This is a genomic window from Pseudomonas sp. CFBP 13719 (assembly GCF_014842095.1).
In the GTDB taxonomy this organism is placed as follows: Bacteria; Pseudomonadota; Gammaproteobacteria; order Pseudomonadales; family Pseudomonadaceae; genus Aquipseudomonas.
In genome coordinates, this window is record NZ_JACYVB010000004.1 from 365,488 (window position 1) to 389,712 (window position 24,225).

The window sequence follows — 24,225 nt, forward strand, 5'->3', positions numbered from 1 at the left end:
GTCAGGCCCCCAGAATGCTTTGGCCGCACACGCGCAGCACTTGGCCATTGACGCCACCACTGCCGGGCTGCGCCAGCCAGGCAACGGCCTCGGCAACGTCCTGCGGTTGGCCACCCTGGCCCAGTGAGCTCATGCGCCTCCCGGCTTCGCGCAGGGCAAAAGGCATCTGTGCGGTCATGCCGGTTTCGATGAAGCCAGGTGCCACGGCGTTGATGGTCGCACCGCGTATGGCCAGCCTGGCGGCGAACGCTTCCGCCAGGCCGATTAGTCCGGCCTTGCTCGCGGCGTAGTTGCTCTGCCCACGGTTGCCGGCAATCCCCGAAGTCGACGAGAGCAATACCACCCGGCCGTCATCGCGCAGCGTGCCACTGTCGAACAGCGCCTGGGTCAGCCGTTGCGGGGCGAGCAGGTTGACCGCCAGCACCGAATCCCAATACTCGGGCGTCATGTTGACCAGGGTCTTGTCGCGGGTGATGCCTGCGTTGTGCACCACGATGTCGATCCCCTCCGGCAGCGCCGCGATCAGCTCGCTGGCGGCGTCATCGGCGCAGATGTCGAGGTCAATCGTGCGCCCGCCCAGCCGTGCCGCCAACGCTTGCAAGTCATGGCGTGCCTGGGGCACATCGAGCAGGATCACTTCGGCGCCGTCGCGCGCCAGGGTTTCCGCGATCGACGCACCGATGCCCCGCGCGGCGCCGGTGACCAGCGCCTTGCGGCCTGCCAACGGGCGGGTCCAGTCAGTGACCTGGCGGGCGCTGGCCTGCAGCGACAGCACCTGGCCCGACACGAACGCACTCTTGGGCGAAAGAAAGAAGCGCAACGCACCTTCCAGCTGTTCGTCGGCTTCAGGTGCGATATACAGCAATTGCAATGTCCCACCGTTGCGCAGCTCCTTGGCCAGCGACCGACTGAAACCTTCTACGGCACGCTGGGCAATGTGTGCCTGCGGGTCTTCCAGGTCGCGGGGGTTGCGTCCCAGAATGACGATGTGCGCGTTATGGTCCAGGCTCTTGATCACCGGCTGGAAGAATTCGCGCAAGCGTACCAGCTGGGTACTGTCGACGAGCTCGCTGGCGTCGAACACCACGGCCTTGAGCTTGGGTCCCAGGCCGGCGGTCCAGCTCGGCAGGTCAGCGGCGCCGTACGCGGTGTCGGTCAAGCGTGAAGCGAAGCCGGCCACCTTGTCGGCGAGCCCACCGCCGCCCAGCAGCAGGGTGCCTTCCACCGGTCGCAACCGTCCGCCTTGCCAGCGCTCCAGGCGCGCCGGCGCAGGCAGGCCAACGGCCCCTACCAGGCGACGGCCAAGGTCGGAGTTGGCGAAGTCGATATATCGATCGGACATGGAACGTGCTCCGGTTCAAAGGGTTCAAAGTGTGGACCACGGCAAGGCGCGCGTCGTTCGCCCGGGCCCCGTGCCATGCATCATGCTCGACCCGGAATCTCGCTTTCGCCTTTCAATCCAGGAGGTTCGACATGAACCTAGATACGCATACGGTGCGCCGGGTTGCCATCGTTGGCAGCAATCGTATCCCGTTCGCTCGCGCCAACGGGCCCTACGCCCGAGTCGGAAATCAGGCCATGCTCACGGCCGCGCTCGAAGGCCTGATCGAACGTTATGGTCTGCACGGCCTGCGTCTGGGTGAAGTTGCCGCCGGTGCGGTGCTCAAGCATTCCCGCGATTTCAACTTGACCCGAGAGAGCGTCCTGGGCTCGCGGCTGTCCGCACAGACCCCGGCCTACGATGTTCAGCAAGCGTGTGGCACGGGTCTGGAAAGCGCGCTGCTGGTGGCCAACAAGATCGCGTTGGGCCAGATCGAATGTGGCATTGCCGGCGGTGTCGACAGCGCGTCCGATGCGCCCATCGCGGTCGATGAAGGCTTGCGCCAGATCCTGTTGCAGACGCATCGGGCCAAATCGCTGGGCGACCGAGCCAAGGCATTGCTGCAACTGCGGCCACAGCATCTGCGCCCCGAGCTGCCGCGCAACGGCGAGCCGCGCACCGGTCTGTCGATGGGGCAGCATTGCGAGCTGATGGCGCAGCACTGGAACATCCCCCGCCACGAGCAGGATGAACTGGCGCTGCGCAGTCACCAGAACCTGGCTACCGCCTATGCCCAAGGCTGGCAGAACGATCTCACCACGCCGTTTGGCGGGCTGGTCCGCGACCACAATCTGCGTCCCGACCTGACCCTGGAAAAGCTCTCGGCGCTCAAGCCAGTGTTCGAGAAAAACCAGCAGGGTACGCTCACCGCAGGCAACTCCACCCCTTTGACCGATGGCGCTTCGGTGGTGCTGTTGGCCAGCGAAGCCTGGGCCAGGGAGCGCGGGCTGCCGGTGCTGGCGTACTGGCGCGATGGCGAAACCGCTGCAGTGGACTTCGTGGGGGGGCAGGAAGGGTTGCTGATGGCACCGGTCTACGCGGTTCCGCGACTGTTGGCGCGCAATGGCTTGAGCCTGCAGGATTTCGATTACTACGAAATACATGAAGCCTTCGCCGCACAAGTACTCTGTACCCTCAAGGCCTGGGAGGATGCAGACTACTGCCGCACGCGCCTGGGGCTGGATGCGCCGCTGGGTTCGATCGATCGCAGCCGCCTCAACGTCAAGGGCAGCTCGTTGGCGGCGGGTCACCCGTTCGCGGCCACCGGCGGACGCATCCTCGGCAACCTGAGCAAGCTTCTGGACAAAGCCGGCCGTGGCCGCGGCCTGATTTCGATTTGCGCAGCCGGCGGCCAGGGCGTCACGGCAATCATCGAGCGCTGACGGTTGCGCTCACGGGCACGCTTGCAGTTTCCACACGTAGTTGGTTGGCATAGTTTTCCGCCATGATCGAACACACGATCAACTGCAGCGGGTGATAGATCATGATCGGCAGCAGAATCAAGCCCAGGCCGGGGTTGCTGCCGAAAATCAACGCCGCCATCGGTGCGCCTGCCGCCAGTGACTTCTTGCTGGCGCAGAACACGGCGGCCACCTTGTCGGCGTGACTGAAGCCCAGCAGTTTGGCGGTGCGCGTGGTCAACAGCAGGATCAGTGCCAACAGCAGGGCACTCCCGCCCACGGCCATGGCCAATACCGATGCGCCCTGCTGCTGCCACAGGCCCGATACCATCGAGTTGCAGAAGGCGGCATACACCAGCAGCAGGATCACGGCCTTGTCGATCAGGTTGGTGTAACGCTTGTGCCGTCCGAAGAATTTGCCGAACAACGGCCGCAGCAGTTGCCCCAGCACCAGCGGCAACAGCAGCATCGCGCACAGGTCGAGCAGGGTTTCCCCAAGGTCGATGCCGCCCGAACCGCCACCGACCACCAGCGCGCAGAGAAACGGCGTGATGAAGATACCCAGCACGCTCGACAGGCTGGCGTTGAGGATCGCTGCTGGTACGTTGCCGCCCGCACTGCCCGTCAGTGCCACCGACGACGATATGGTCGAGGGCAGGGCTGCGAGGTACAGAAAGCCCACCATCAAGGTGCCGGGAATGAAAGCGCCGAGGGTCTTGTCGCACGCCAGCCACAGCAGCGGGAACACCACGAAGGTGAAGGCTTGAACCATCACATGCAGGCGCCAGTTCTTCAATCCATGGCGGATCTGCTCGCTGGACAGGTTCATGCCATGCAGGAAGAACACCACGAACACGCCGATATTGGTCACCAGACCTGCGTGCATGGCGCCGCCGGTGGCGCCAAATCCTGGAAAAATCCACGCCAGCAGGACTGCCAGCACCATGCCGCAGAGAAACCAATCGGTCACCACGCGCTTGAGGTGTTTGAGAATGTGCATGAATGAATCGCCTGTGCGTCGATGGACATTGAGAACGGCAGGCTAACTCAGGCACTCTATTGCCGTCTTGCGACAGAGGGCCAATCAATGCCGCCAAACGGACATGTATCGCCACCACGCCCCATCCCCGCCTTGGCAAGCCTGCCTCGGCCGTTGTATGCGCGTGCCGAAAGCCTGGGTGCAGGGTCGTGGACGCCCGCCCACCGACACGATTGGGCGCAGTTTTCCTACGCCATCAGCGGCGTCCTCGGCGTGCACACCGATGAAGGCAGTTTCTTCGCGCCGCCGCAGTGGGGTATCTGGATTCCGGCGGGAGTGGAACACAAGGTCGTCACCTCGATGCGCGCCGAGATGCGCAGTCTGTACGTGCGCAGAGAAGAGTCGCCTTTCCTCACGGATCACTGCAAGGTGCTCGAGGTCACCCCGCTGGCACGGGAGCTGATCAAGGGTTTCTGCGAGTTGCCCCATGACTACCCGGCCGGTGACACCGCTCAGGCACGTCTGGTGCAGGTATTGCTGGATCAGTTGGCGGAGCTGCCCGAGGTGGCGTTCTCGTTGCCCTTGCCCAGGGAGCATCGTCTGTTGGCGTTGTGCAACCAGCTGATTGCCGCCCCTGATCAGGCCACCACGCTGACCCAGTGGGCGCATCGCCTGGGGACGTCGGAAAAGACCCTGATGCGCCTGTTCCAGCGCGAAACCGGCATGAGCTATCGGGCCTGGCGGCAGCGCATGCGGCTGCTGTCGTCGCTGCAGGCGCTGGAAAACGGTGACAGTGTGACCACGGCCGCATTGAACAACGGCTACGAATCCACATCGGCCTTCATCGCAGCGTTCAAGGCGCTGTTCGGTTTCACCCCGGGCGAGCTTTAATGCATGAGCGCCGCTGTCCATCAGCTGCGAAAGCGCTATGATCGTCCACCGCTTGGCGAGTTGTTTGCATCCTTTTACAGGCTCGGGTCGGCAAGCCGCGCTCGCTGTGAGACGATGCCGCCAGAATTCGCGTGTTTGGCTACGAAGGACCCAGAATAAAAGCTGATGAAGACTCCAAAACGCATTGAACCGCTGATCGAGGACGGTCTGGTGGACGAGGTGCTGCGACCGCTGATGAGCGGTAAAGAAGCAGCTGTCTATGTGGTGCGCTGTGGCAAGGAATTGCGCTGCGCCAAGGTCTACAAGGAGGCGAACAAACGAAGCTTTCGCCAGGCGGCCGAATATCAGGAAGGCCGCAAGGTGCGCAACAGCCGACAGGCTCGGGCAATGGCCAAGGGTTCCAAGTTCGGTCGCAAGGAAACCGAGGACGCCTGGCAGAACGCCGAGGTCGCGGCGTTGTTCCGGCTGGCCAGTGCCGGTGTGCGTGTGCCCAAGCCGTACGATTTTCTCGAGGGCGTCTTGCTCATGGAGATGATCTGCGACGAGGACGGCGATGCAGCCCCACGTCTCAACGACGTCGAGCTGGAACCGGACCAGGCGCGCGAGTACCACGCGTTCCTCATCCACCAGATCGTGCTGATGCTGTGCACAGGCCTGGTGCACGGCGACCTCTCCGAGTTCAACGTGCTGCTGACGCCCGATGGCCCGGTGATCATCGATCTGCCGCAGGCCGTGGATGCGGCGGGCAACAACCATGCCTTCAGCATGCTCGAGCGCGACGTCGGCAACATGGCCAGCTATTTCGGCCGGTTCGCTCCCGAGCTTCGCCAGACGCGCTACGCCAAGGAAATGTGGGCGTTGTACGAAGAAGGCAAGCTGCACCCGGCCAGTGTGCTGACCGGTGAGTTCGCAGAGGAAGAAGTGGAAGCCGATGTGGGCGGGGTCATGCGTGAAATCGAGGCCGCGCGCCTGGACGACATTCGCCGGCGTGCCGCGCGCGAGGCCGATGACCAGCCAACCAAGACAACGGAAGAACCGCCTCCGCCCTGGTTGCAGTAAGCGGCCGAGCTTGAAGCCGATGCCGTTTTCCCTGCGTCAGCTGCAACAGCCCCCGGATGCCAGCTCCTGAAGGATCGGGCAGTCCGGGCGGTCATCGCCGTGACAGTGTTCCACCAGGTGTTCCAGGGTGTCGCGCAGGCTGCTCAGCTCGCCGATTCGGCGGTCGAGTTCGTCGATATGCCGGCGCGCCAGCTGTTTCACGTCGGCGCTGGCACGCTTGCGGTCCTGCCACAGCGTGAGCAGCCTGGCCACTTCTTCCAGGGAAAACCCAAGGTCGCGCGAGCGCTTGATGAAACCGAGCGTGTGCACGTCCGCTGCCTGATACAGGCGGTAGCCGCTGTCGCTGCGCACGGCCGGCGCGAGCAGTCCGATGGACTCGTAGTAACGAATCATCTTTGCGCTGAGGCCGCTTTCGCGGGCGGCCTGGCCAATGTTCATGCTCGAAATGTCCTCGCAGGCGTTTGCGCCAGTATCAACCTTGCCCCTCTGGCAAGGTCAATACTCCAGTGGCTCGGGCTTCAAGTACAAGCCGGCGCTGCCTGCAGCGATACGGAATTTCTGAATCTGCCCGGCCTGCAGGGTCACGATTACCGGTTTGTATTCGGTCATGCCCGGCGCACACCCAGGCGTTTGCCCCGGAAGCTGACGCAAACCGACCGACACGGGGCCTGGCGGCAGGTTGAACGACGTGGCCTGCTCCTGAAACAAACGCCCGACCAGTTGGTCCTGCAGGTACACCCCGATCTCGCAGGATGTGGCGACTTCCAGGCGCTCGCGGGAAACGATCAGAATGCCGTAGGGCTGGCCGGTACTGGCACCGGCCCAACAGCTCTGCGCTGCCAGGGCACACATTCCGAAAAGCCATGCAGTGGTGGGGCGCATCGAATTTCTCCTGGCGGGTGGGCAGCGTCCAGCTTGGACGAGCCGCTGGAGGAATTCCAGCCCGGCCGATCCGAGCAGAACTTGATCTTTACCTTGACCTTGCCTCGATGGGAAGGTTGAAAATGATCGCAATCCCGTCCAGCGAGGTATCACCCATGCAACTGTTCAACGTGCAAGGCATGACCTGTGGCCATTGCGTACGCGCCGTGACCCAGGCCATTACCGCTCAAGATCCGGCTGCCCAGGTCCAGATCGATCTGGCATCGGGCAAGGTCGAAACCGACAGCAACCTGCCGCCCGAGCGAATCATCCAGCTGATCAGCGAAGAAGGCTACAGCGCGACAGCGGCATAACCCGGTTAAACTACGTCGCCTGTATTGCCAGGACGTAGTGAATACCCGATGAACTTCAAGACCATTCTGATCCTGGGGGCGCTGAGCGCGTTCGGCCCCCTGGCGATCGACTTCTACCTGCCGGGCTTCCCGGCCATGGCGCTCGCCTTCGGCACCGACGAAAAGCATATCCAGACCACCCTGGCTGCCTACTTCCTCGGTCTGTCGATCGGCCAACTGATCTACGGCCCAGTGGCCGATCGCTTTGGCCGCAGGGTCCCACTGCTCGTGGGTGTTTCGCTGTTCACCGTGGCTTCGCTGGCCTGTGCGTTCGCACCCACGCTGGAATGGCTCATCGTTGCCCGCTTCGTCCAGGCCCTGGGCGGTTGCGCCGGCATGGTGCTGGCTCGCGCCATTGTCAGCGACAAATGCGATGCGGTCGGCTCGGCCAAGGTGTTCTCGCAGCTGATGCTGGTCATGGGCCTGGCGCCGATCCTGGCTCCCATGCTCGGCGGCGTGCTGGTCAACAGTTGGGGCTGGCAGTGGATCTTCATCCTGCTCACCCTGTTCAGCGCCGCCTGCACCTTGGCCGTCGCCCTGGGCCTGCCGGAAAGCATGCCCGCCGACAGGCCCAGACGCCCCCTTGCAGGCGCTCCCAGGCTGTACGGTGGGTTGTTGCTGGACCCTGTGTTCATGGGGCATGCGCTGACCGGCGGAATCGCCATGGCCGGCATGTTCGCCTATATCGCCGGGTCACCGTTCGTGTTCATCAAACTCTACGGCGTACCCGCCGAACACTATGGCTGGCTGTTCGGCAGCAATGCCGCAGGGTTCATTCTGATGGCGCAGGTCAACGCTCGCCTGTTGTCGCGTCGTGGTCCGGCGTTGCTGCTGTCGCGCACCGTATGGGTATACATGGCAGCGGGCGCGGTGCTGCTTGCGCTCAGTGCGCTGCAGCCAGCGGTATTGTGGCCATTGCTGATTCCGTTGTTCGTCTGTCTGGCGAGCCTGGGGGGGATCATCCCCAACGCTTCCGCGTGTGCCATGAGCGGGCAGGGCTCGCGTGCCGGCAGCGCATCGGCGCTGCTAGGGTGCCTGCAATTCAGCCTCGCCGCCGCTGCCGCGTCGTTGGTCGGGTTACTGCACGACGGCACGGCAATGCCGATGGCCTGGGTGATCGCTGGCTGCGGCATCCTTGCCGTCTGTGCGGCGGTACTGACACACCGCTGCCAGCGGCGTCGCGACCTGCCGATAGGCACTTAGCCAGCGTTGCTTCCCCGCGCCTGCGGCAAGCCGTAGGGCGCCTGCAAGCGGGCCTCCAGCGTGGCGATGAAGGCCCGCGCCTCGGCTTCGCTGCGGAATGACACCGCATGCTGGTCCATGCGCACTTGCCAGCAGCTGCCACGTGGTTGCTTCAACTCAGAAAGAAGAACTTTCATTGCGATGTCCTCGGGCTCGAGATGAGGACCCAGTGTAGTCCTCATTTCGGCCGTGCGAGCGTCATCGGGTGCCCGTCGGACTGACGGCGAGGCAGCGCGAGCCAAACAATCATGTAGGTCTGCGAGGACGGACATTGCGGGAAAAGTCCGCCCCGGCTGTGAGGTCAAACCTGTAATGAATCATGTATCCAACCGACTTTCCTGCAAGAGAGCGACGCGTTGCGGGCGCTTGAGCAAGCGTCCCGGAAATTGCCATCGGTAAGGGCGTCTCATACAAGTACAGGGTATTGCACACCCCTCGCATTCGATGCTCATTCCCGGCGATTTCGTCCAATTCCGTACAACGGCAGGGTGCATATAATCACCCCGGCAACCATTGCCAGATTGACGAACGTTTCCACAGGGAGTGAACACATGCAACCAACACCTTGCATCAGCCGGATCGCCACATTGCTGGCCGACCCCAAGCGCAGCGCCATGCTCTGGGCGCTCATCGACGGCACCACGCGAGGCGCCGACGAGCTGGCATCGCTGGCAGGTGTCTCGCCCTCGTCGGCCGGCGCGCATCTGGCGCGGTTGTCGGCAGGTGGTCTGCTGACGCTCGAAGCGCGTGGGCGCAAGCGTTTCTTTCGCCTGGCCAAGCCGGAAGTGGGGGCAGCGGTGGAGGCATTGGCCAGCGTCTCGTTGGTGCAGGCCAATGCAGGAATGGCGGCGCGCATCAGCGTGCCCAAGCCGCGCTCGCCCAAGGCCCTGCATCAGGTACGCCTGTGCGGTGATCATCTGGGCGGCGTGCTGGCGGCCGACCTGTTCCAGCGCATGGTCCAGAACGGCTGGCTCGAACACTATGAACAGCGGCTCGAAGTGACTGCGTTGGGCAGCAGCCGTCTGGCCAGCCAAGGCATCTACACCCAGGCGCTGGTCAATCGCGGCCGCCAGCCGCTGCACAGCTGTTGCGACTGGAGCACCCAGCGCCCGCACGTGGGTGGCGCACTCGGTGCAGGGCTGCTGACCCTGTTCCTGCAGTCGGGCTGGCTCAAGCTCAACGAAGACAGCCGCGCGCTGCAGGTCACCCGCTTGGGCATGAGCGAGATCGGTCGCCTGGGTACGTGATGGGGGGGCAAGGCGGCGCTTCGACGCCGCCGGCCTCACTGCCTGATCAGGCGAGCATCCAGGCTGTTCTGCGCCAGGCGTTTGGCTTGGTCCTCGGTCATGCCCAGATGGGTGTGCAGCGCGTAGTAGTTCTCGGTGACGTAGCCGCCGAAATAGGCCGGGTCATCGGAATTGACCGTGACCTTCACCCCACGTTCGAGCATGTCGAGAATGTTGTGCTGGCTCATGTGATCGAACACACACAGCTTGGTGTTGGAGAGCGGGCACACGGTCAGTGGGATCTGCTCGTCGATGATGCGCTGCATCAGGCGCTCATCCTCGATGGCACGCACGCCGTGGTCGATGCGTTCGATCTTGAGCAAGTCCAGAGCTTCCCAGATGTACTCAGGCGGGCCTTCTTCACCGGCATGGGCGACCGTCAGGAAGCCCTCGTCGCGGGCGCGGTCGAACACACGCTTGAACTTGCTCGGCGGATGGCCCATCTCGGAGCTGTCCAGCCCCACGGCAACGAATGCGTCGCGGAAAGGCAGGGCCTGATCCAGGGTCTTCTGTGCCTCGTCTTCGCTCAGGTGGCGCAGAAAGCTGAGGATCAGCCCACTGTCGACGCCCAGCCGAGTGCGACCGTCGTTGAGTGCGGCGGTGATGCCGCCCAGTACGGTTTCAAAGGCAATGCCACGGTCGGTGTGGGTCTGCGGATCGAAGAACGGTTCGGTGTGCACCACGTTCTGAGCCTGGCAGCGCAACAGATAGGCCCAGGTCAGGTCGTAGAAATCCTGCTCGGTGCGCAACACGTCGGCACCGCGGTAGTACAGGTCGAGAAACTCCTGCAGATTGTTGAACGCATAGGCTCCACGCAGCGCCTCTACATCATTCCAGGGCAGCGCGATCTTGTTGCGCTCGGCCAGGGCGAACAGCAGCTCGGGTTCCAGCGAGCCTTCCAGGTGCATGTGCAGTTCGGCCTTGGGCAAGGCATTGAGCCAGTCGTACATGGTGTTTTCGTTCTCTCATCAGGTGCAATCGTGCCCGATTCTACAGGTATTGCCCTTGCCTCGCAGCCGCAGGGGCTTGACCGGCAGGTTCGCGCCGACGTCCGGGTGCCAGTCCCGGCCAACTGCCACGCCATTCAGGTCGAAGCGCGCGTGCTCTTTTCCACCACGCACATCGGCGTGCCCGCCACCGGTTCACGGACGATCTGCACCTGCACCTCGAATACCCGCTGCATCAATTGCGCATCGACGACCTGCCCAGGCGGGCCATCGGCTACCAGCCGTCCTTGATACATCACCGCCAGATGATCGGCGTAGCGGCATGCCTGGTTGATATCGTGCAACACGGTGACCACGGTCTTGCCTTCGGCGGCAAGCTGGCGCATCAGGTCGAGTAGCTCGACCTGATGGCTGATATCCAGATAGGTCGTGGGCTCGTCGAGCAACACCACTGGCGTGTTCTGCGCCAGCACCATGGCCAGCCAGGCCCTTTGACGCTGGCCGCCGGAGAGGTCCGCCAGCGCGGTGTCGGCGAGTGATTCCAAACCCATGCGCTGCAAGGCCTGGTCCACGGCAGCGCGGTCCGTACCGCTCAGGCGTCCCCAGAAGCTGTTGTGCGGGCTGCGCCCGTAAGCCACCAGCTGGGCAACGCTGACCCCCTCCGGAATGGGCAGCACCTGCGGCAGGAACGCGACATGCTGCGCCAACGTGCGCGACGACAGTTGCGCGTACGCCTGGCCGTCGAGGCTCACCGTGCCGCATTGCGGCGTAATGATGCGTGCCAGCGCCTTGAGCAGCGTCGACTTGCCACAGCCATTGGGCCCGATCAGCGCGGTGACTTGCCCGGCAGGTGGGGTGAACGAGAGATTGCGTACGATAGGCGTGGCGCCGTAGCCGATATCCACGCCGTCGGCCTTGATGATGCTCATGATGTCAGCCCTTGAAGCGTGCCAGCAGCCAGAGAAAGTAAGGTGCGCCGATGACCGCGGTCAGAACGCCCGCCGGGATCTCGCTGGGCGCGATCAGTGTGCGGCCCAGCGTGTCGGCCAGCACCAGCAAGAGGGCGCCGATCAACATCGAGGCCGGCAGCAGGTGCTGATGATGCCCGCCCACCAGGCGGCGTGCCATGTGCGGAGCAACCAAGCCAAGAAAGCCCACCGGGCCGATGATGCCCACGCCCAGGCTGCTCAACAGCACCGCGGCGCCCATTGCCAGCCAGCGTGTGCGCTTGAGTGCGGTACCCAGGCAGTGCGCCGCTTCGTCGCCCAGGCCGATCAGGTTCAGCGGTTTCGCCAGGCCCAGCGCCAAAGGCATCAGTACCAGGAACGGCAGGGCCAACGCCAGATGATGCCAACTGCGACTCCACAGGCTGCCCGTCAAGGCCAGCAGCGCGGTGTTGATGTCCAGCGGGTGCGACAGGATCAGAAACTCGGTGATGCTCGACAGGGTCACGGCGATCGCCACCCCGGACAACGCAAAGCGCACGCCGGAAAAGCTCACACCGCTGTTGTACAGCGCCAGCAGCAGCGCGCCGCCAGCGCCGCCCACACTGGCCACCAGCGGCAGCCAGGTGAAAGGCAATTGCGGCACCGCGATGATGGCAATGGTCAGGGCCAGCCCCGCGCCCTGGGTCACCCCCAGAATCTCCGGGGACGCCAGTGGGTTGCGGATCACCCCCTGCACCAGGGCACCGGCCAGGCCCAGGGCGCTGCCGGTCAGGATCGCAATCAGCCCGCGCGGCAAGCGATGATTCCACACTTCGAAGTCCAGCGGGTCATGCGCCAGCAACCGCTCGAACACTGCACTTGGCGCCAGCCAGGAGGTGCCTGCGCTCAGGCTCAGCCACAAGGCAGCGAGCAACAGCGCCAGCAGGATCAGCAGGCGAGGGTAGGGCCGGGTCATTGCGTACGCCTGGCTAGGTAGAGGAAGAACGGTGCACCGATCAGCGCGGTCACCACCCCAGCCGGCGTTTCCGCCGGGAAGGCTACGGCGCGGCTCACAAGATCGGCCGCCAGCACGATCGCCGCACCCAACAGGGCGCTTGCCGGAATCAGCCAGCGGTAGTCGTTGCCCAGGTATTGCCTGGCAATGTTCGGTGCGATCAGGCCCACGAAGCCGATGGGGCCGACTGCGCAGACACTGGCACCCACCAGCAGCAGACTGGCGAAAAACACCTGCAGGCGCAGGCCGGCGATACCGACCCCCAGCGAGCGAGCCGCATCCTCGCCCAGATTCACCAGATTCAGGCGTGGTGCGCAGAAGAGTGCCCACAGAGCACCGATCAGGGTGCAAGGCCACAGCAGTTGCAGTTGCGCGGCACCGACGTTGGCCAGCGATCCGGCCAGCCAGTTGAGCACGCTCTGCGCCTGTGCCTCGACCAGTATCACGGTCAGCCGCGTCAACGCCGCACACAGTGCCGCCACGGTGACCCCGGCCAGCACCAGTCGGCCTTGCGCCGCCGCCGGGGACCAGGCACCCCCCAGGCTGAAAACGATCACCCAGGCCAAGGCGCCACCCAGACACGTCATCAGCAATGCGCCGCCGGCGAACGGCAGGGCCACCAGGCCCGTGGAGAACAACGCCAGGCCCAGCGCGGCACCCGCCGTGACCCCGAACAGGGACGGCGATGCCAGTCGGTTGCGGGTAATGCCCTGCATCAACGCACCGGCCAGTCCCAGACAGGCACCGACCAACGCCGCGCAGAGCGCCCGCGGCACCCGCAGCTGGGCGACGATATAGGCCATGTTGCCGCCCTCACGGCCCTGGTTGAACAGCCCGTTGAACGCATCCGCCTGGCTGATCCTGAACGGCGACCAGGCGTACAGCGACATCCAGAACAGCCCGGCGACGGCCACCGCGCCGAGCCCCATCGCCCACCAACGCCTCATTCAGGGCGTCATGGCGGCTTTGCCGCCCTTGAGAATAGCCAGTGCGTCTTCGGCAATCTGCTCGGATGCCATCACCCCACGGTTGCGTGCCCAGGTGTCACCGTCGACCTCTGCAACCTGATGATTGCGCACTGCGCCCAGCACTTGCCACAGTGGCTGCTGGCTCCAGCTGTCGACCAGGCTCGGATGCCGGTAGTGCCCGACGAGCAGCCAGGCAGGGTCCAGTGCCAGCAGTTGCTCCAGGCTGACGAACTCGGTCGGTGCCGCGTTGCTGCGTACCGGCGGGACCTGCAAACCGATAGCCGCCAGTACGCTGCCCGCATAGGAGCGGGGTCCGTGTACGGAGAAGCTGTCTTCCCGAGCCACACCGAACAGCACTTTGGTCCCGGCGGGCATCTGCCCGGCGATGTCGGCGAGGCTGCGACGGTTCTGCGCGATCCGCGCCTGCATCGCCTCGTTCTTGCCCAACGCCCGACCAATCAACGCGGCGGACTTCAAGCTGCCTTCATAGTCTTCCCCGCGCGAGGGCAGCAGCAAGGTCGGCGCCAGGCTCGCCAGGTCGTTGTACAGCGCCTGGTGGCGATTGAGATCGGCAATGATCAGGTCAGGCTTGAGGCGTGCGATCTGTTCGATGCTAGGCTGGGCACGCAGGCCCACCGAGCTCCACTGACCAATGGCCTTACGTACCCTGGGCAATACGCGATTGGCGTCGCCATCGTCGGCGGCGCCTACCGGGGTGACGCCCACCGCTGCCAGGCTATCGAGAAAGGAGAACTCCAGCACCACCACACGTTGTGGTGCCTGAGGCAGATGGACGGTGTGTTGGCCATCATTGATATCGATGGGCGCTGCGACGACCAGTCGTGTGCACAAGGCCAGGACACTGGCGACGATCATCGAGGTGAGGCGGGAACTGCGCATGGACAAATACCTTCGCTGTGGAACCTGCGCGCTGGGCGGGCGCGCAAAAACGGCGGGTACTATTCCATATCAGGCTGTTCTGATCAAAAAACATTCTCTTTTACGAGTGTTTCGCGCTGTCGAGCTTACCTTCGAAACGATGGGTACAGCTCAACACTCCACCAGGTTGACCGCCAACCCACCGCGCGAGGTCTCCTTGTATTTGTCGTGCATGTCGGCACCGGTGTCACGCATGGTCCGAATGGCGTGATCCAGCGAGATGAAGTGCTCGCCATCCCCACGCAGTGCCATTTGCGCGGCATTGATCGCCTTGACCGCGGCAATCGCGTTGCGCTCGATGCACGGCACCTGAACCAGGCCACCGACCGGATCGCAGGTCAGCCCCAGGTTGTGCTCCAGGCCGATTTCCGCTGCGTTCTCGACCTGCTCGGGCGTGGCACCCAGCACCTCGGCCAAGCCGGCAGCCGCCATGGCGCAAGCCGAACCGACCTCACCCTGGCAACCCACCTCGGCGCCGGAAATCGATGCGTTCTTCTTGCACAGGATGCCTACCGCCGCAGCTGCCAGGAAGAACCGAACCACGTCGTCGGCCGAGGCTTCCGGGCAAAACTTCATGTAGTAGTGCAACACCGCCGGAATGATCCCGGCCGCGCCGTTGGTGGGAGCGGTCACCATGCGCCCGCCAGCGGCATTTTCCTCGTTGACCGCGAGGGCAAAGACGTTCACCCACTCCATGGCGCTGAGGGTGGAACCGATGACGTTGGGCTTGCCGATCTCCTGCAGGTTCTGGTGCAGACGATAGGCGCGGCGGCGCACGTTCAGCCCGCCCGGCAGAATGCCTTGCCCGGTCAGACCTTTATCCACGCAGGCCTGCATCGCTTGCCAGATCACCGCCAATTGCTCACGAATCTGCGCTTCGGAACGCCAGGCCTTTTCGTTTTCCATCATCAGTGCCGCAATGCTCAGGCCGGTGCGCTTGCACAGGCTCAGCAACTGCGCCGCCGAGGAAAAGTCGTAGGGCAGGACGGTGGTGTCGTTGTCCAGCACACCGCTGGCAGCCTGCTCGGCATCGACCACGAAACCGCCACCGACCGAATAGTAGGTTTGCTCATGCACCTCGCCATTCTGCAAGTGCGCCGCCAAGGTCATGCCATTGGGGTGGTAGGGCAGGCTCTCATCGAGCAGAAGCATGTCACGCTGCCAGTCGAAATGGATCATGTGATCGCCCAAGTGCAGGCATTGCCGCTGGATCACTTCGTCGACTCGAGGCCCGACGGTGTCCGGGTCGACCCGGTCGGGCCATTCGCCCATCAAGCCCATCAGTGTCGCGCGGTCACTGCCATGGCCTATGCCGGTGGCGGACAGCGAGCCATACAAGCGGGCTTCGATCCGCTCCACCAGCGGCGCCATGCCCTGTTCGGTGAGATTTTTGGCAAACAAGGCAGCGGCGCGCATCGGGCCCACCGTATGCGAACTGGAGGGGCCGATGCCGATCTTGAACATGTCGAATACGCTGATAGCCATGTCTGCCTCATTCTCTCTCTATACACTCGTGCCTTATCTTTGGCCTGACAGACATTTCAGACAAACGATACTTACTAAGTCATTGTTTAGCGGGGCTCACCGATGAGCAAGATCCTCAATGCCCAAATGCACGCCTGGCTGCAAGTGTTTGCGTGCGCCGCGCGGCATCTGTCCTTCACCCGCTGCGCCGATGAATTGCATGTCACCCCCGGCGCCATTAGCCAGCAGATGAAGCAGTTGGAAGATCGCCTGGGCTTTGCGCTGTTTCATCGGGTGGGCCGCGGCCTGCAATTGACTGCGCAGGGGCAGCGCCTCGCGGTGGTCGCCAACGAAGTGCACAGCCGCATCGACGAAGAACTGCGGCTGTTGCATTCCGGCACCATCGGCGGCGTATTCAAACTGCGCAGCATCCCTTCCTTTTTGAGCAAGTGGCTGATGCCACGCTTGCCCAGCCTCGAGCGGGCTTTCCCCGAGCTCCAGCTGCGAGTGATCGCCGAGGACAGCAGCGGCTCACTGCGTGACGACGATTTCGACCTGGCCATCGACCTCAACGATGGCAGCTACCCGGGCCTGGTCACTACACCGTTGCTGGAAGAGGAACTGTTCCCGGTGTGCTCGCCAATGCTGCTGGAGGGTCGTCCGCCATTGGACAGCCCTGGCCAGTTGGTGCACTTCCCATTGCTGCACGACATCACCGCCTGGCGCGGCAGCTATGAATATGCGGAGTGGGAGTTCTACCTCTCGGCCATCGGCGCCGAAGGCATCGATGTGCGCCGCGGCCACACCTTCAATCGCAATCACCTGACCATCGATGCGGCGCGCATGGGCATGGGTGTCGCCATCGCCCGTCGCGCGCTGATCACCGACGAGCTGGAGCAAGGCTCGCTGATCGTGCCGTTCGGATGGCCCATCCAGGCTCGCAAGAAATACGTGCTGGCTTACCGCGAAGGCGCGCTCAACACCCCCACCCGACGCGCTGTCCATGACTGGCTGGTGGCCCAGGCACAGGTCTGCCCCTGAACCTTTGCCCCTGTCACGTACTCTGATCCGCTGATTCTTGTTACATCCAGTTACTTTCAGCGGCACAGGTCGCAGCAATCAGTAAAGGCAGGCCATGATCGCGTTACTCAAGCAGGAAAAATTTCTACTTCTGGCGGTGATCGCCGCCTGCATCGCCTTTCCAGCCGAGCACTATCTGCTCAGCCACGGTCAAGGTGTGGCATTGGGCGCAGGTATCGCCCTGGTCGTGGCGATCATCTTCGCCTCGGTGCGCGTTGCCGGGCATGCCGAGTTGCTCGCCGAAAAATTCGGCGACCCCTACGGCACCATGATCCTCACCCTGTCGGCGGTGCTGGTCGAAGTGGTGGTACTGGGCATCATGATGAGCAACGAGCCGTCTCCGACCCTGGTGCGCGACACCATCTATTCGGCGGTGATGCTCGACATCAACGGCATTCTCGGGCTCGCGGCACTGATGGGCGGCCTCAAGCACGGCGAGCAGTCCTACAACGACGACTCGGCGCGCAGCTACAGCGTCATGATCCTCACCGCCATGGGTGTGTCCATGGTGGTGCCGGAGTTCATCCCCGAGGGCAACTGGAAGGTCTATTCAGGCTTCACCATCGGCGCCATGCTGGTGCTCTACGCCTTGTTCCTGCGCATGCAGGTCGGGCCGCACAGCTATTTCTTCAGCTACAACTATCCGGAAAAGAAGAAGCGCAAGGGCGTGACCACCGAACCCGAGAAGCCGGTTCACCTGGGTTGGTCGGTGGGTACCCTGGTGTTTGGTATCGTCGTCATCGGCGCCCTGGCCGAAGTCATGTCCAAAACCATCGACCTGGGTCTCGAGGGCACCGGCGCGCCGCCCGTGATGACGGCCATTCTGGTGGCAGCCATTTCCGCTGCGCCGGAAATCCTGACCGCACTGCGTGCAGCATTGGCCAACCGCATGCAGTCGGTGGTCAACATCGCCCTGGGTGCCTCGCTGTCAACGGTGATTCTTACCGTGCCGGTCATGGAAGGCCTGGCCCTGTACAGCGGCCAGCCGTTCCAGATGGCGATGACGCCAGTGCAGACAGTGATGATCTTCATCACCCTGCTGGTCTGCGCGATCAACCTCAACGACGGCGAGACCAATGCGATCGAAGGCATGACTCATTTCGTGTTGTTCGCAACCTTCATCATGCTGTCGATTCTGGGCCTGTAAACCACGGTCTACCTGGCAACGCCCGCATCCTGTAGGAGCGGGCAGTGCCCGCGAAGAGGCCCCCGCTGACACCACCGCTTCCCCCGGACCTCACCAGTCGATCTTCTCGCCCTTGTAATCGAGAAACTGCAACCCGCCCTTGCCCAGTTGCCCGGTGATCACATCCACCAATCCCCGGGTACTGGTGGCAACGTCCAGACTGGCACCGTCACCGCCCATGTCGGTCTTTACCCAGCCCGGATGCATCGACAGAACCGTCAACTGCGGCCGCGCCAACTCCGTCACGAAGGTATTGGTCATTGAGTTCAAGGCCGCCTTGCTCGCCTTGTACAACGCCATGGGCGACCCTTCAGGCATCGCCACGCTGCCCAGCACCGAACTCATGAAGGCGATCGCACCGCCGTCGGCGACATTTCCCGCCAGTCGCTGGGCCAGACGGATCGGCGCCACGGCATTGATGACGAACAGTTCACCGATGTCTGCATCGCTGGCCTGGTCAGTGTTGTAGCCCGCCGGCCCGGACACCCCAGCATTGATGAAAAGCAGATCGAACGTTTGCTGCTGCAGCCGCAGGCTCAGGGCATCCATGGACTCCAGGCGAGTCATCTCCAGCGCCTCCACCTTCGCGCCGGTGGCCGTCAGCGCTGGCGGCACCTTGCCCGGATCGCGAACCGTGGCCGTCACCTCCCAGCCATCCTCGCTCAAGCGTTCCACCAGCCCGAGGCCCAGGCCACGGGATGCACCAATCACCAGCGCTTTCTTTGCAGTTGTCATTGCCACTCTCCTGGACAAAGGAAACAGACTAGCATTCGCAGTGAGCAAGCGACGCGCTCATGACGCGCCGGCTTCCAGGATGATCCGCCCCCGGGAAAGGTCGGCAAGCTGCTGCGCCAGGAGTGGAATGACCTCACTGGCCACCGCCAGCCGCAGGTCGACGCCGTTGCTGGTGAAATCTTCTGCAGTGACCAGCCCCTTAGCCTCTGCCACCCGAAGCTTGACCAGGGCCAGCTCACTGAATGTGCAGGAACAGCTCACCGCCACCCGCGCGATCAGCAGGCGCTTGGGCGCCTGCTGCAGGCATTTGTTCGCCCCTCCGCCATAGGCACGGGCCAACCCTCCTGTACCCAACTGAATGCCGCCGTACCAGCGAATCACCAGCACCACCACTTGATCGCAATCCTGGGCTTCTATCGCCGCCAGGATCGGTCGGCCGGCGGTACCGCCCGGTTCGCCGTCGTCGTTGCTGCGGTACTGATCGCCCAGCTTCCACGCCCAGCAGTTGTGGGTCGCGGCCAGGTCACTGGTCTGTTCGATGAACGCCTGGGCGTCCTGCACGCTGGCAATCGGTGCGGCGAAGGTAATGAAACGACTCTTGCGAATCTCCTCGCGGTACTCGCAGGGTCCCAGCAGGGTGGAAGGCATCGCTATCTCTTGGCTGTGGCAGTGATTACACCGCGGGGGTCAATCCGCATCCTTTCAGAATGATGCGGATCAGGTTGTCACTGGCGTGTTCGAAGTCTTGCCGCGTCAGACGCGCCTGTCCGGTGACCCGACAGATCTGCGTGGCAAAGTCGGCGTAATGCTGGGTACTGCCCCACAGCAGGAAGATCAGGTGCACGGGGTCGACGGGATCCATCTTGCCGGCGTCGATCCAGGCCTGGAACACTGCGGCACGCCCCGCGAACCAACTGCGATAGTCCTGGCTGAAATACTCGCTCAGGCACTCGCCGCCGCTGATGATCTCCATGGCGAAGATTCGTGACGCCAGGGGCTGGCGGCGGGAAAACTCCATCTTGGCGCGGATGTAGCGGGTCAGCGCCTGCGCCGGATCATCCTCGGCGCGCAACGTATTGAAGGTGCTGTCCCACAACTCGATGATGTTGCTCAATACCGCAATGTACAGGCCGAGTTTGCTGGTGAAGTAATAATGCAGGTTGGCCTTGGGCAGGCCCGCATTCAGGGCAATGGTGTTCATGCTGGTGCCCTTGAAACCGTGCCGGGCGAACTCGTCTTCGGCCGCCTTGAGAATCGCTTCTTCATTCTTCTGGCGGATGCGGCTGGCAGGTTTGCCACTGGCCGAGGCGCTGTGCGCGGGGACTTCAAGACTCATGGGCGACTTCCGAACCGATCGTTTGAATACTGCAGATGCGTTGATAGCGTACCCGCCCTGATCCGACAAGCCTTGATGGATAAACCACGACGATCCTTCAGCGTGTCTGCGCCAGGCTTTCCAGAAAGCTTTCCAGCACCAGATGGGGCCTTCTGCCCTTGCGCGTGACCCAGGACAGCGTCAGGTCATAGAACCGCTCGTTTGGTTTCAACGCACGCAGACGCCCCTGCTGTACCCAGAAGGTAGCGTAGTGGTCGGGCAGGTAGCCGATGTAGCGTCCCGTCAGAATCAGAAACGCCATGCCCTCGCGATCCGAGGCGCTGGCTGTGCATTTGAGCACCTGGTAATGCGCCTGGATGTCGGCCGGCAGGCGAAATGTCGGCGCAATGGCTTCCTGTGCGTTGAGCCGGTCGCCATCGAGTGCCTCGTCACTGGCGTAGAACAGCGGGTGGCCGACTGCGCAGTACAACAACGAACGCTCACTGTACAGCGGCTGGTACTCGAGCCCCGACAGCGGACTCGACTGCGGCACCACACCAACATGCAAGCTGCCATCGAGTACGCCCTGCTCGACCTGGCTGGGCGCGATCATGCGAATCTGGATGCGCACATCGGGCCCGCGGTCCTTGAGTTGTGCCAATGCATGGGTAATGCGCATGTGCGGCAGCGTCACCAAGTTATCGGTCAAACCGATGTTCAGCTCGCCACGCAGGTGCTGATGCAGCCCGTTGACGCCGGTGCGGAAGCTTTCCAGCGCCGCCAGCAACTGCAGCGCCGATTGATAGACCTCGCGACCTTCCTCGGTCAGGGAAAACCCTGCGCGGCCACGCTGACACAGGCGCAGGCCCAAACGCTGCTCCAGGTCGCTCATCTGCTGGCTGATCGCCGAGCGACCGATGCCCAGGACATTCTCGGCCGCAGAAAAGCCGCCGCACTCCACCACGCTGCGAAAGATGCGCAGCAGGCGAATATCGAAATCACTGACCTGCGCGAGCGGATCGGGGCGACGGCTCATAGTTTAGTGGCTGCCTGACTGAAGATCGCAAAAGTTGGGTTTTCCAGACTTTATCGTCGTGACACCGTAGAGGCAACACGCTTGTCATCGCGTCTTCAATCGCTCAATGAGGTTTGTGCACATGAACATGCCCGAGAACGCCCCTGTCGGCATCACCAGCCAGCTCAAGCTGGATGCTCACTGGATGCCGTATACCGCCAATCGCAGCTTCCAGCGTGACCCGCGGATCATCGTCGCGGCCCAGGGCAGTTGGCTGACCGATGACAAGGGCCGGCAGATCTACGACAGCCTCTCCGGCCTCTGGACCTGCGGTGCGGGCCATACGCGCAAGGAAATCCAGGAAGCGGTGTCGCGTCAGCTCGGTGTGCTCGACTACTCACCCGCGTTCCAGTACGGCCACCCGCTGTCCTTTCAGCTGGCGGAAAAAATCACCGAGCTGACCCCCGGCAACCTCAACCACGTCTTCTATACCAACTCCGGCTCCGAGTGCTGCGACACCGCCGTGAAAATGATCCGTGCCTACTGGCGCCTCAAGGGCCAGGCCACCAAGACCAAGATGATTGGCCGGGCCCGCGGCTATCACGGCGTCAACGTTGCCGGCACCAGCCTGGGCGGCGTCAACGGCAACCGCAAGATGTTCGGCCAGTTGATGGACGTGGACCACATTCCTCACACCCTGCTGCCGGGCAATACCTACTCCAAGGGTTCGCCGGAGGAGGGTGGCATTGCCTTGGCCGACGAGATGCTCAAGGTCATCGAGCTGCACGACGCTTCCAACATCGCCGCCCTGATCGTCGAGCCCATGGCCGGTTCGGCAGGTGTACTGCCACCGCCCAAGGGCTATCTCAAGCGTCTGCGTGAAATCTGCGACCAGCACAATATTCTGCTGATCTTCGATGAGGTCATCACCGGCTTCGGTCGCACTGGCGCCATGTTCGGCGCCGACACCTTCGGTGTGACGCCGGACCTGATGTGCATCGCCAAGCAGATCACCAACGGCGCCATTCCGATGGGAGCGGTCATCGCCAGCACCGAGATCTACCAGACCTTCATGAACCAGGCCACGCCCGAGTACGCCGTGGAGTTCCCCCACGGCTATACCTACTCGGCGCACCCTGTGGCCTGCGCCGCCGGCCTTGCCGCGCTGGACCTGCTGCAGCGCGAAAACCTGGTGCAGAACGTCGCCGAGCTGGCACCGCATTTCGAAACCGTACTGCACGGTGTCAAGGGCGCGAAGAACATCGTCGATATCCGCAACTATGGCCTTGCCGGCGCGATCCAGCTGGCGCCACGCGACGGCGACGCCATCGTGCGCCCTTATGAGGTGTCCATGAAGCTTTGGAAAGCCGGGTTCTACGTGCGTTTCGGCGGTGACACCCTGCAGTTCGGCCCAACCTTCAACGCCCAGCCGCAAGACCTCGATCGCCTGTTCGATGCTGTTGGCGAAGCCCTCAACCAGATCGACTGACCTTTTTTCCAAGGAGCCCATTGCATGAGCACTATCCAACACTTGATCAACGGCGATCTGGTTTCCAGCGGCGACCGCACGGCCGATGTCTTCAACCCGTCGACCGGGCAGGCCATCCGCAAACTGCAGCTGGCCAGTCGCGAGACCGTGCAACTGGCTATCGACGCCGCCAAGGCCGCGTTTCCAGCCTGGCGCAAGACCCCAGCGGCCAAGCGTGCCCAGGTGATGTTCCGCTTCAAGCAACTGCTCGAGCAGAACGAAGCCAAGATCGCCCAGATGATCAGTGAAGAGCACGGCAAAACGCTGGAAGACGCTGCAGGTGAACTCAAGCGCGGCATCGAAAACGTCGAGTTCGCCTGCGCAGCGCCCGAAGTGCTCAAGGGTGAGTACAGCCGCAACGTCGGCCCCAATATCGATGCATGGTCCGACTTCCAGCCACTGGGTATCGTTGCCGGTATCACGCCGTTCAACTTTCCGGCCATGGTTCCACTGTGGATGTACCCACTTGCCATCGTTTGCGGCAACTGCTTCATCCTCAAGCCGTCCGAGCGTGATCCCAGCTCTACACTCTATATAGCGCAACTGCTGTTGGAGGCGGGCCTCCCGGCTGGCGTGCTCAATGTCGTGCACGGTGACAAGGTCGCGGTGGATGCCCTCATCGAAGCGCCGGAGGTCAAGGCACTGAGTTTCGTTGGGTCCACGCCGATCGCCGAGTACATCTACAGCGAAGGCACCCGTCGCGGCAAACGCGTTCAGGCCTTGGGTGGCGCAAAGAACCACGCAGTGCTGATGCCCGACGCCGATCTGGACAATGCGGTCAGCGCCTTGATGGGTGCGGCCTACGGTTCCTGCGGTGAACGCTGCATGGCCATTTCGGTGGCCGTGTGCGTCGGCGACCAGGTTGCTGATGCCCTTGTGGCCAAGCTGACCCCGCAGATCAAGTCGCTGAAGATCGGCGCCGGCACCTCTTGCGGCCTGGACATGGGCCCATTGGTGACCGCCCAGGCCCGTGACAAGGTCTCAGGCTATGTCGACGACGGTGAGCAGGCCGGCGCGAAGCTGGTCGTGGACGGTCGCGGTCTGAGTGTATCGGGCAACGAAGAAGGCTTCTTCCTCGGCGGGTGCCTGTTCGACCATGTCACCCCACAGATGCGTATCTATAAAGAAGAGATATTTGGCCCGGTGCTGTGCATCGTCCGTGTCGAAAGCCTCGAGCAGGCCATGCAGTTGATCAACGACCACGAGTACGGCAACGGCACCTGCATCTTCACCCGTGACGGTGAAGCGGCACGCCTGTTCTGCGACGAGATCGAAGTCGGCATGGTCGGGGTCAACGTACCGCTGCCGGTGCCGGTCGCCTATCACAGCTTCGGCGGTTGGAAGCGCTCCCTGTTTGGCGACCTCCATGCCTATGGCCCGGATGGCGTACGCTTCTACACGCGACGCAAGGCCATCACTCAGCGCTGGCCACAACGTGCCAGCCATGAAGCTTCGCAATTCGCTTTCCCCAGCCTCTAAGCATCGAGAAAGGGCGGGCCGCCAGGCCCGCCCTTTGCTTTCAGGGATATATGACAGTTTTTTGAAATTACCTGTTGACGCCCCTCTCAATATGTCTATAATTCGCCCCACTTCCG

General features: G+C 63.1%; 25 protein-coding genes. 10 read left to right on the forward strand and 15 right to left on the reverse strand.

Annotated features, from left to right (window positions below):
- Position 1: 1 nt before the first annotated feature.
- Positions 2–1,342 (reverse strand): 3-oxoacyl-ACP reductase, encoded by a 1,341-nt coding sequence (locus tag IFT57_RS16250; RefSeq protein ID WP_192152048.1) that lies wholly within the window; start codon positions 1,340–1,342, stop codon positions 2–4.
- Positions 1,343–1,473: 131 nt separating this feature from the next.
- Between IFT57_RS16250 and IFT57_RS16255 the strand changes: the two genes are divergently transcribed.
- Complete coding sequence (locus IFT57_RS16255; RefSeq protein ID WP_192152049.1) at positions 1,474–2,763, forward strand: acetyl-CoA C-acetyltransferase; 1,290 nt, start codon at positions 1,474–1,476, stop codon at positions 2,761–2,763.
- Here the strand turns inward: IFT57_RS16255 and IFT57_RS16260 are convergent.
- Entirely contained in the window at positions 2,750–3,781 is a 1,032-nt protein-coding gene (locus IFT57_RS16260) for a bile acid:sodium symporter family protein (protein ID WP_192152050.1), read from the reverse strand. The genes IFT57_RS16255 and IFT57_RS16260 overlap by 14 nt on opposite strands.
- Positions 3,782–3,868: 87 nt before the next feature.
- On the opposite strand from IFT57_RS16260, the gene IFT57_RS16265 reads away from it, so the two are divergent.
- Positions 3,869–4,651 (forward strand): AraC family transcriptional regulator, encoded by a 783-nt coding sequence (locus IFT57_RS16265; RefSeq protein WP_192152051.1) that lies wholly within the window; start codon positions 3,869–3,871, stop codon positions 4,649–4,651.
- A 165-nt stretch (positions 4,652–4,816) separates the two neighbouring features.
- Positions 4,817–5,710 carry a PA4780 family RIO1-like protein kinase gene (locus IFT57_RS16270; RefSeq protein ID WP_122480286.1) on the forward strand — a complete coding sequence of 298 codons (894 nt, stop codon included), beginning with the start codon at positions 4,817–4,819 and terminating at the stop codon, positions 5,708–5,710.
- 36 nt (positions 5,711–5,746) lie between these two features.
- Here the strand turns inward: IFT57_RS16270 and cueR are convergent, their stop codons facing one another.
- On the reverse strand, positions 5,747–6,148 hold the full coding sequence (cueR, locus tag IFT57_RS16275; RefSeq protein ID WP_122796460.1) for a Cu(I)-responsive transcriptional regulator: 402 nt from the start codon (positions 6,146–6,148) through the stop codon (positions 5,747–5,749).
- Between the two features lie 57 nt (positions 6,149–6,205).
- Positions 6,206–6,592 carry a hypothetical protein gene (locus tag IFT57_RS16280; RefSeq protein ID WP_122714690.1) on the reverse strand — a complete coding sequence of 129 codons (387 nt, stop codon included), beginning with the start codon at positions 6,590–6,592 and terminating at the stop codon, positions 6,206–6,208.
- A gap of 155 nt (positions 6,593–6,747) precedes the next feature.
- Here IFT57_RS16280 and IFT57_RS16285 point away from each other — a divergent pair, with 155 nt between their 5' ends.
- Positions 6,748–6,945: a heavy-metal-associated domain-containing protein gene (locus IFT57_RS16285; RefSeq protein ID WP_192152052.1), complete on the forward strand. Its 198-nt coding sequence runs from the start codon at positions 6,748–6,750 to the stop codon at positions 6,943–6,945.
- Positions 6,946–6,993: 48 nt separating this feature from the next.
- On the forward strand, positions 6,994–8,187 hold the full coding sequence (locus IFT57_RS16290) for a multidrug effflux MFS transporter (RefSeq protein WP_192152053.1): 1,194 nt from the start codon (positions 6,994–6,996) through the stop codon (positions 8,185–8,187).
- On the opposite strand, the gene IFT57_RS16295 is transcribed toward IFT57_RS16290, so the two are convergent.
- On the reverse strand, positions 8,184–8,363 hold the full coding sequence (locus tag IFT57_RS16295) for a hypothetical protein (protein WP_192152054.1): 180 nt from the start codon (positions 8,361–8,363) through the stop codon (positions 8,184–8,186). The genes IFT57_RS16290 and IFT57_RS16295 overlap by 4 nt on opposite strands.
- Before the next feature lie 414 nt (positions 8,364–8,777).
- Between IFT57_RS16295 and IFT57_RS16300 the strand changes: the two genes are divergently transcribed.
- Positions 8,778–9,473, forward strand: coding sequence for an ArsR/SmtB family transcription factor (locus IFT57_RS16300; protein ID WP_122796456.1), 696 nt, complete (start codon positions 8,778–8,780; stop codon positions 9,471–9,473).
- Positions 9,474–9,508: 35 nt separating this feature from the next.
- Here IFT57_RS16300 and IFT57_RS16305 read toward each other — a convergent pair whose 3' ends face one another.
- The 6 genes from IFT57_RS16305 to IFT57_RS16330 form a co-directional block, all read right to left on the reverse strand.
- The gene (locus IFT57_RS16305) at positions 9,509–10,462 is read right to left on the reverse strand and encodes an adenosine deaminase (protein WP_192152055.1); all 954 of its coding nucleotides are present in this window, start codon (positions 10,460–10,462) and stop codon (positions 9,509–9,511) included.
- Positions 10,463–10,596: 134 nt separating this feature from the next.
- Entirely contained in the window at positions 10,597–11,388 is a 792-nt protein-coding gene (fecE, locus tag IFT57_RS16310) for a Fe(3+) dicitrate ABC transporter ATP-binding protein FecE (protein WP_192152056.1), read from the reverse strand.
- Between the two features lie 4 nt (positions 11,389–11,392).
- Positions 11,393–12,361: an iron chelate uptake ABC transporter family permease subunit gene (locus tag IFT57_RS16315; protein WP_192152057.1), complete on the reverse strand. Its 969-nt coding sequence runs from the start codon at positions 12,359–12,361 to the stop codon at positions 11,393–11,395.
- Positions 12,358–13,347: an iron-dicitrate ABC transporter permease FecC gene (gene fecC, locus IFT57_RS16320; RefSeq protein WP_192152058.1), complete on the reverse strand. Its 990-nt coding sequence runs from the start codon at positions 13,345–13,347 to the stop codon at positions 12,358–12,360. The genes IFT57_RS16315 and fecC overlap by 4 nt, the downstream gene beginning before the upstream one ends.
- On the reverse strand, positions 13,348–14,244 hold the full coding sequence (locus IFT57_RS16325; protein ID WP_446731207.1) for a Fe(3+) dicitrate ABC transporter substrate-binding protein: 897 nt from the start codon (positions 14,242–14,244) through the stop codon (positions 13,348–13,350).
- 174 nt (positions 14,245–14,418) lie between these two features.
- The gene (locus tag IFT57_RS16330; RefSeq protein WP_192152060.1) at positions 14,419–15,792 is read right to left on the reverse strand and encodes an L-serine ammonia-lyase; all 1,374 of its coding nucleotides are present in this window, start codon (positions 15,790–15,792) and stop codon (positions 14,419–14,421) included.
- A 102-nt stretch (positions 15,793–15,894) separates the two neighbouring features.
- Here IFT57_RS16330 and IFT57_RS16335 point away from each other — a divergent pair, with 102 nt between their 5' ends.
- Both IFT57_RS16335 and IFT57_RS16340 read left to right on the forward strand, forming a co-directional pair.
- Complete coding sequence (locus tag IFT57_RS16335) at positions 15,895–16,812, forward strand: LysR substrate-binding domain-containing protein (protein ID WP_122796449.1); 918 nt, start codon at positions 15,895–15,897, stop codon at positions 16,810–16,812.
- 94 nt (positions 16,813–16,906) lie between these two features.
- Positions 16,907–17,998, forward strand: a complete 1,092-nt coding sequence (locus IFT57_RS16340; RefSeq protein ID WP_122714702.1) for a calcium:proton antiporter — start codon at positions 16,907–16,909, stop codon at positions 17,996–17,998.
- A 90-nt stretch (positions 17,999–18,088) separates the two neighbouring features.
- Here IFT57_RS16340 and IFT57_RS16345 read toward each other — a convergent pair whose 3' ends face one another.
- The 4 genes from IFT57_RS16345 to IFT57_RS16360 form a co-directional block, all read right to left on the reverse strand.
- A complete protein-coding gene (locus IFT57_RS16345; RefSeq protein ID WP_192152061.1) occupies positions 18,089–18,772 on the reverse strand; it encodes an SDR family oxidoreductase in 684 nt (227 codons plus the stop codon).
- 57 nt (positions 18,773–18,829) lie between these two features.
- Positions 18,830–19,420, reverse strand: a complete 591-nt coding sequence (locus IFT57_RS16350; protein WP_192152062.1) for an IMPACT family protein — start codon at positions 19,418–19,420, stop codon at positions 18,830–18,832.
- Positions 19,421–19,445: 25 nt separating this feature from the next.
- Positions 19,446–20,108 carry a TetR/AcrR family transcriptional regulator gene (locus tag IFT57_RS16355; RefSeq protein WP_192152063.1) on the reverse strand — a complete coding sequence of 221 codons (663 nt, stop codon included), beginning with the start codon at positions 20,106–20,108 and terminating at the stop codon, positions 19,446–19,448.
- A 97-nt stretch (positions 20,109–20,205) separates the two neighbouring features.
- Entirely contained in the window at positions 20,206–21,123 is a 918-nt protein-coding gene (locus IFT57_RS16360) for a LysR family transcriptional regulator (RefSeq protein WP_122796444.1), read from the reverse strand.
- A gap of 121 nt (positions 21,124–21,244) precedes the next feature.
- On the opposite strand from IFT57_RS16360, the gene IFT57_RS16365 reads away from it, so the two are divergent.
- Both IFT57_RS16365 and IFT57_RS16370 read left to right on the forward strand, forming a co-directional pair.
- A complete protein-coding gene (locus IFT57_RS16365) occupies positions 21,245–22,591 on the forward strand; it encodes an aspartate aminotransferase family protein (protein WP_192152064.1) in 1,347 nt (448 codons plus the stop codon).
- 24 nt (positions 22,592–22,615) lie between these two features.
- On the forward strand, positions 22,616–24,109 hold the full coding sequence (locus IFT57_RS16370; protein ID WP_122480266.1) for a CoA-acylating methylmalonate-semialdehyde dehydrogenase: 1,494 nt from the start codon (positions 22,616–22,618) through the stop codon (positions 24,107–24,109).
- Positions 24,110–24,225 lie beyond the last annotated feature (116 nt).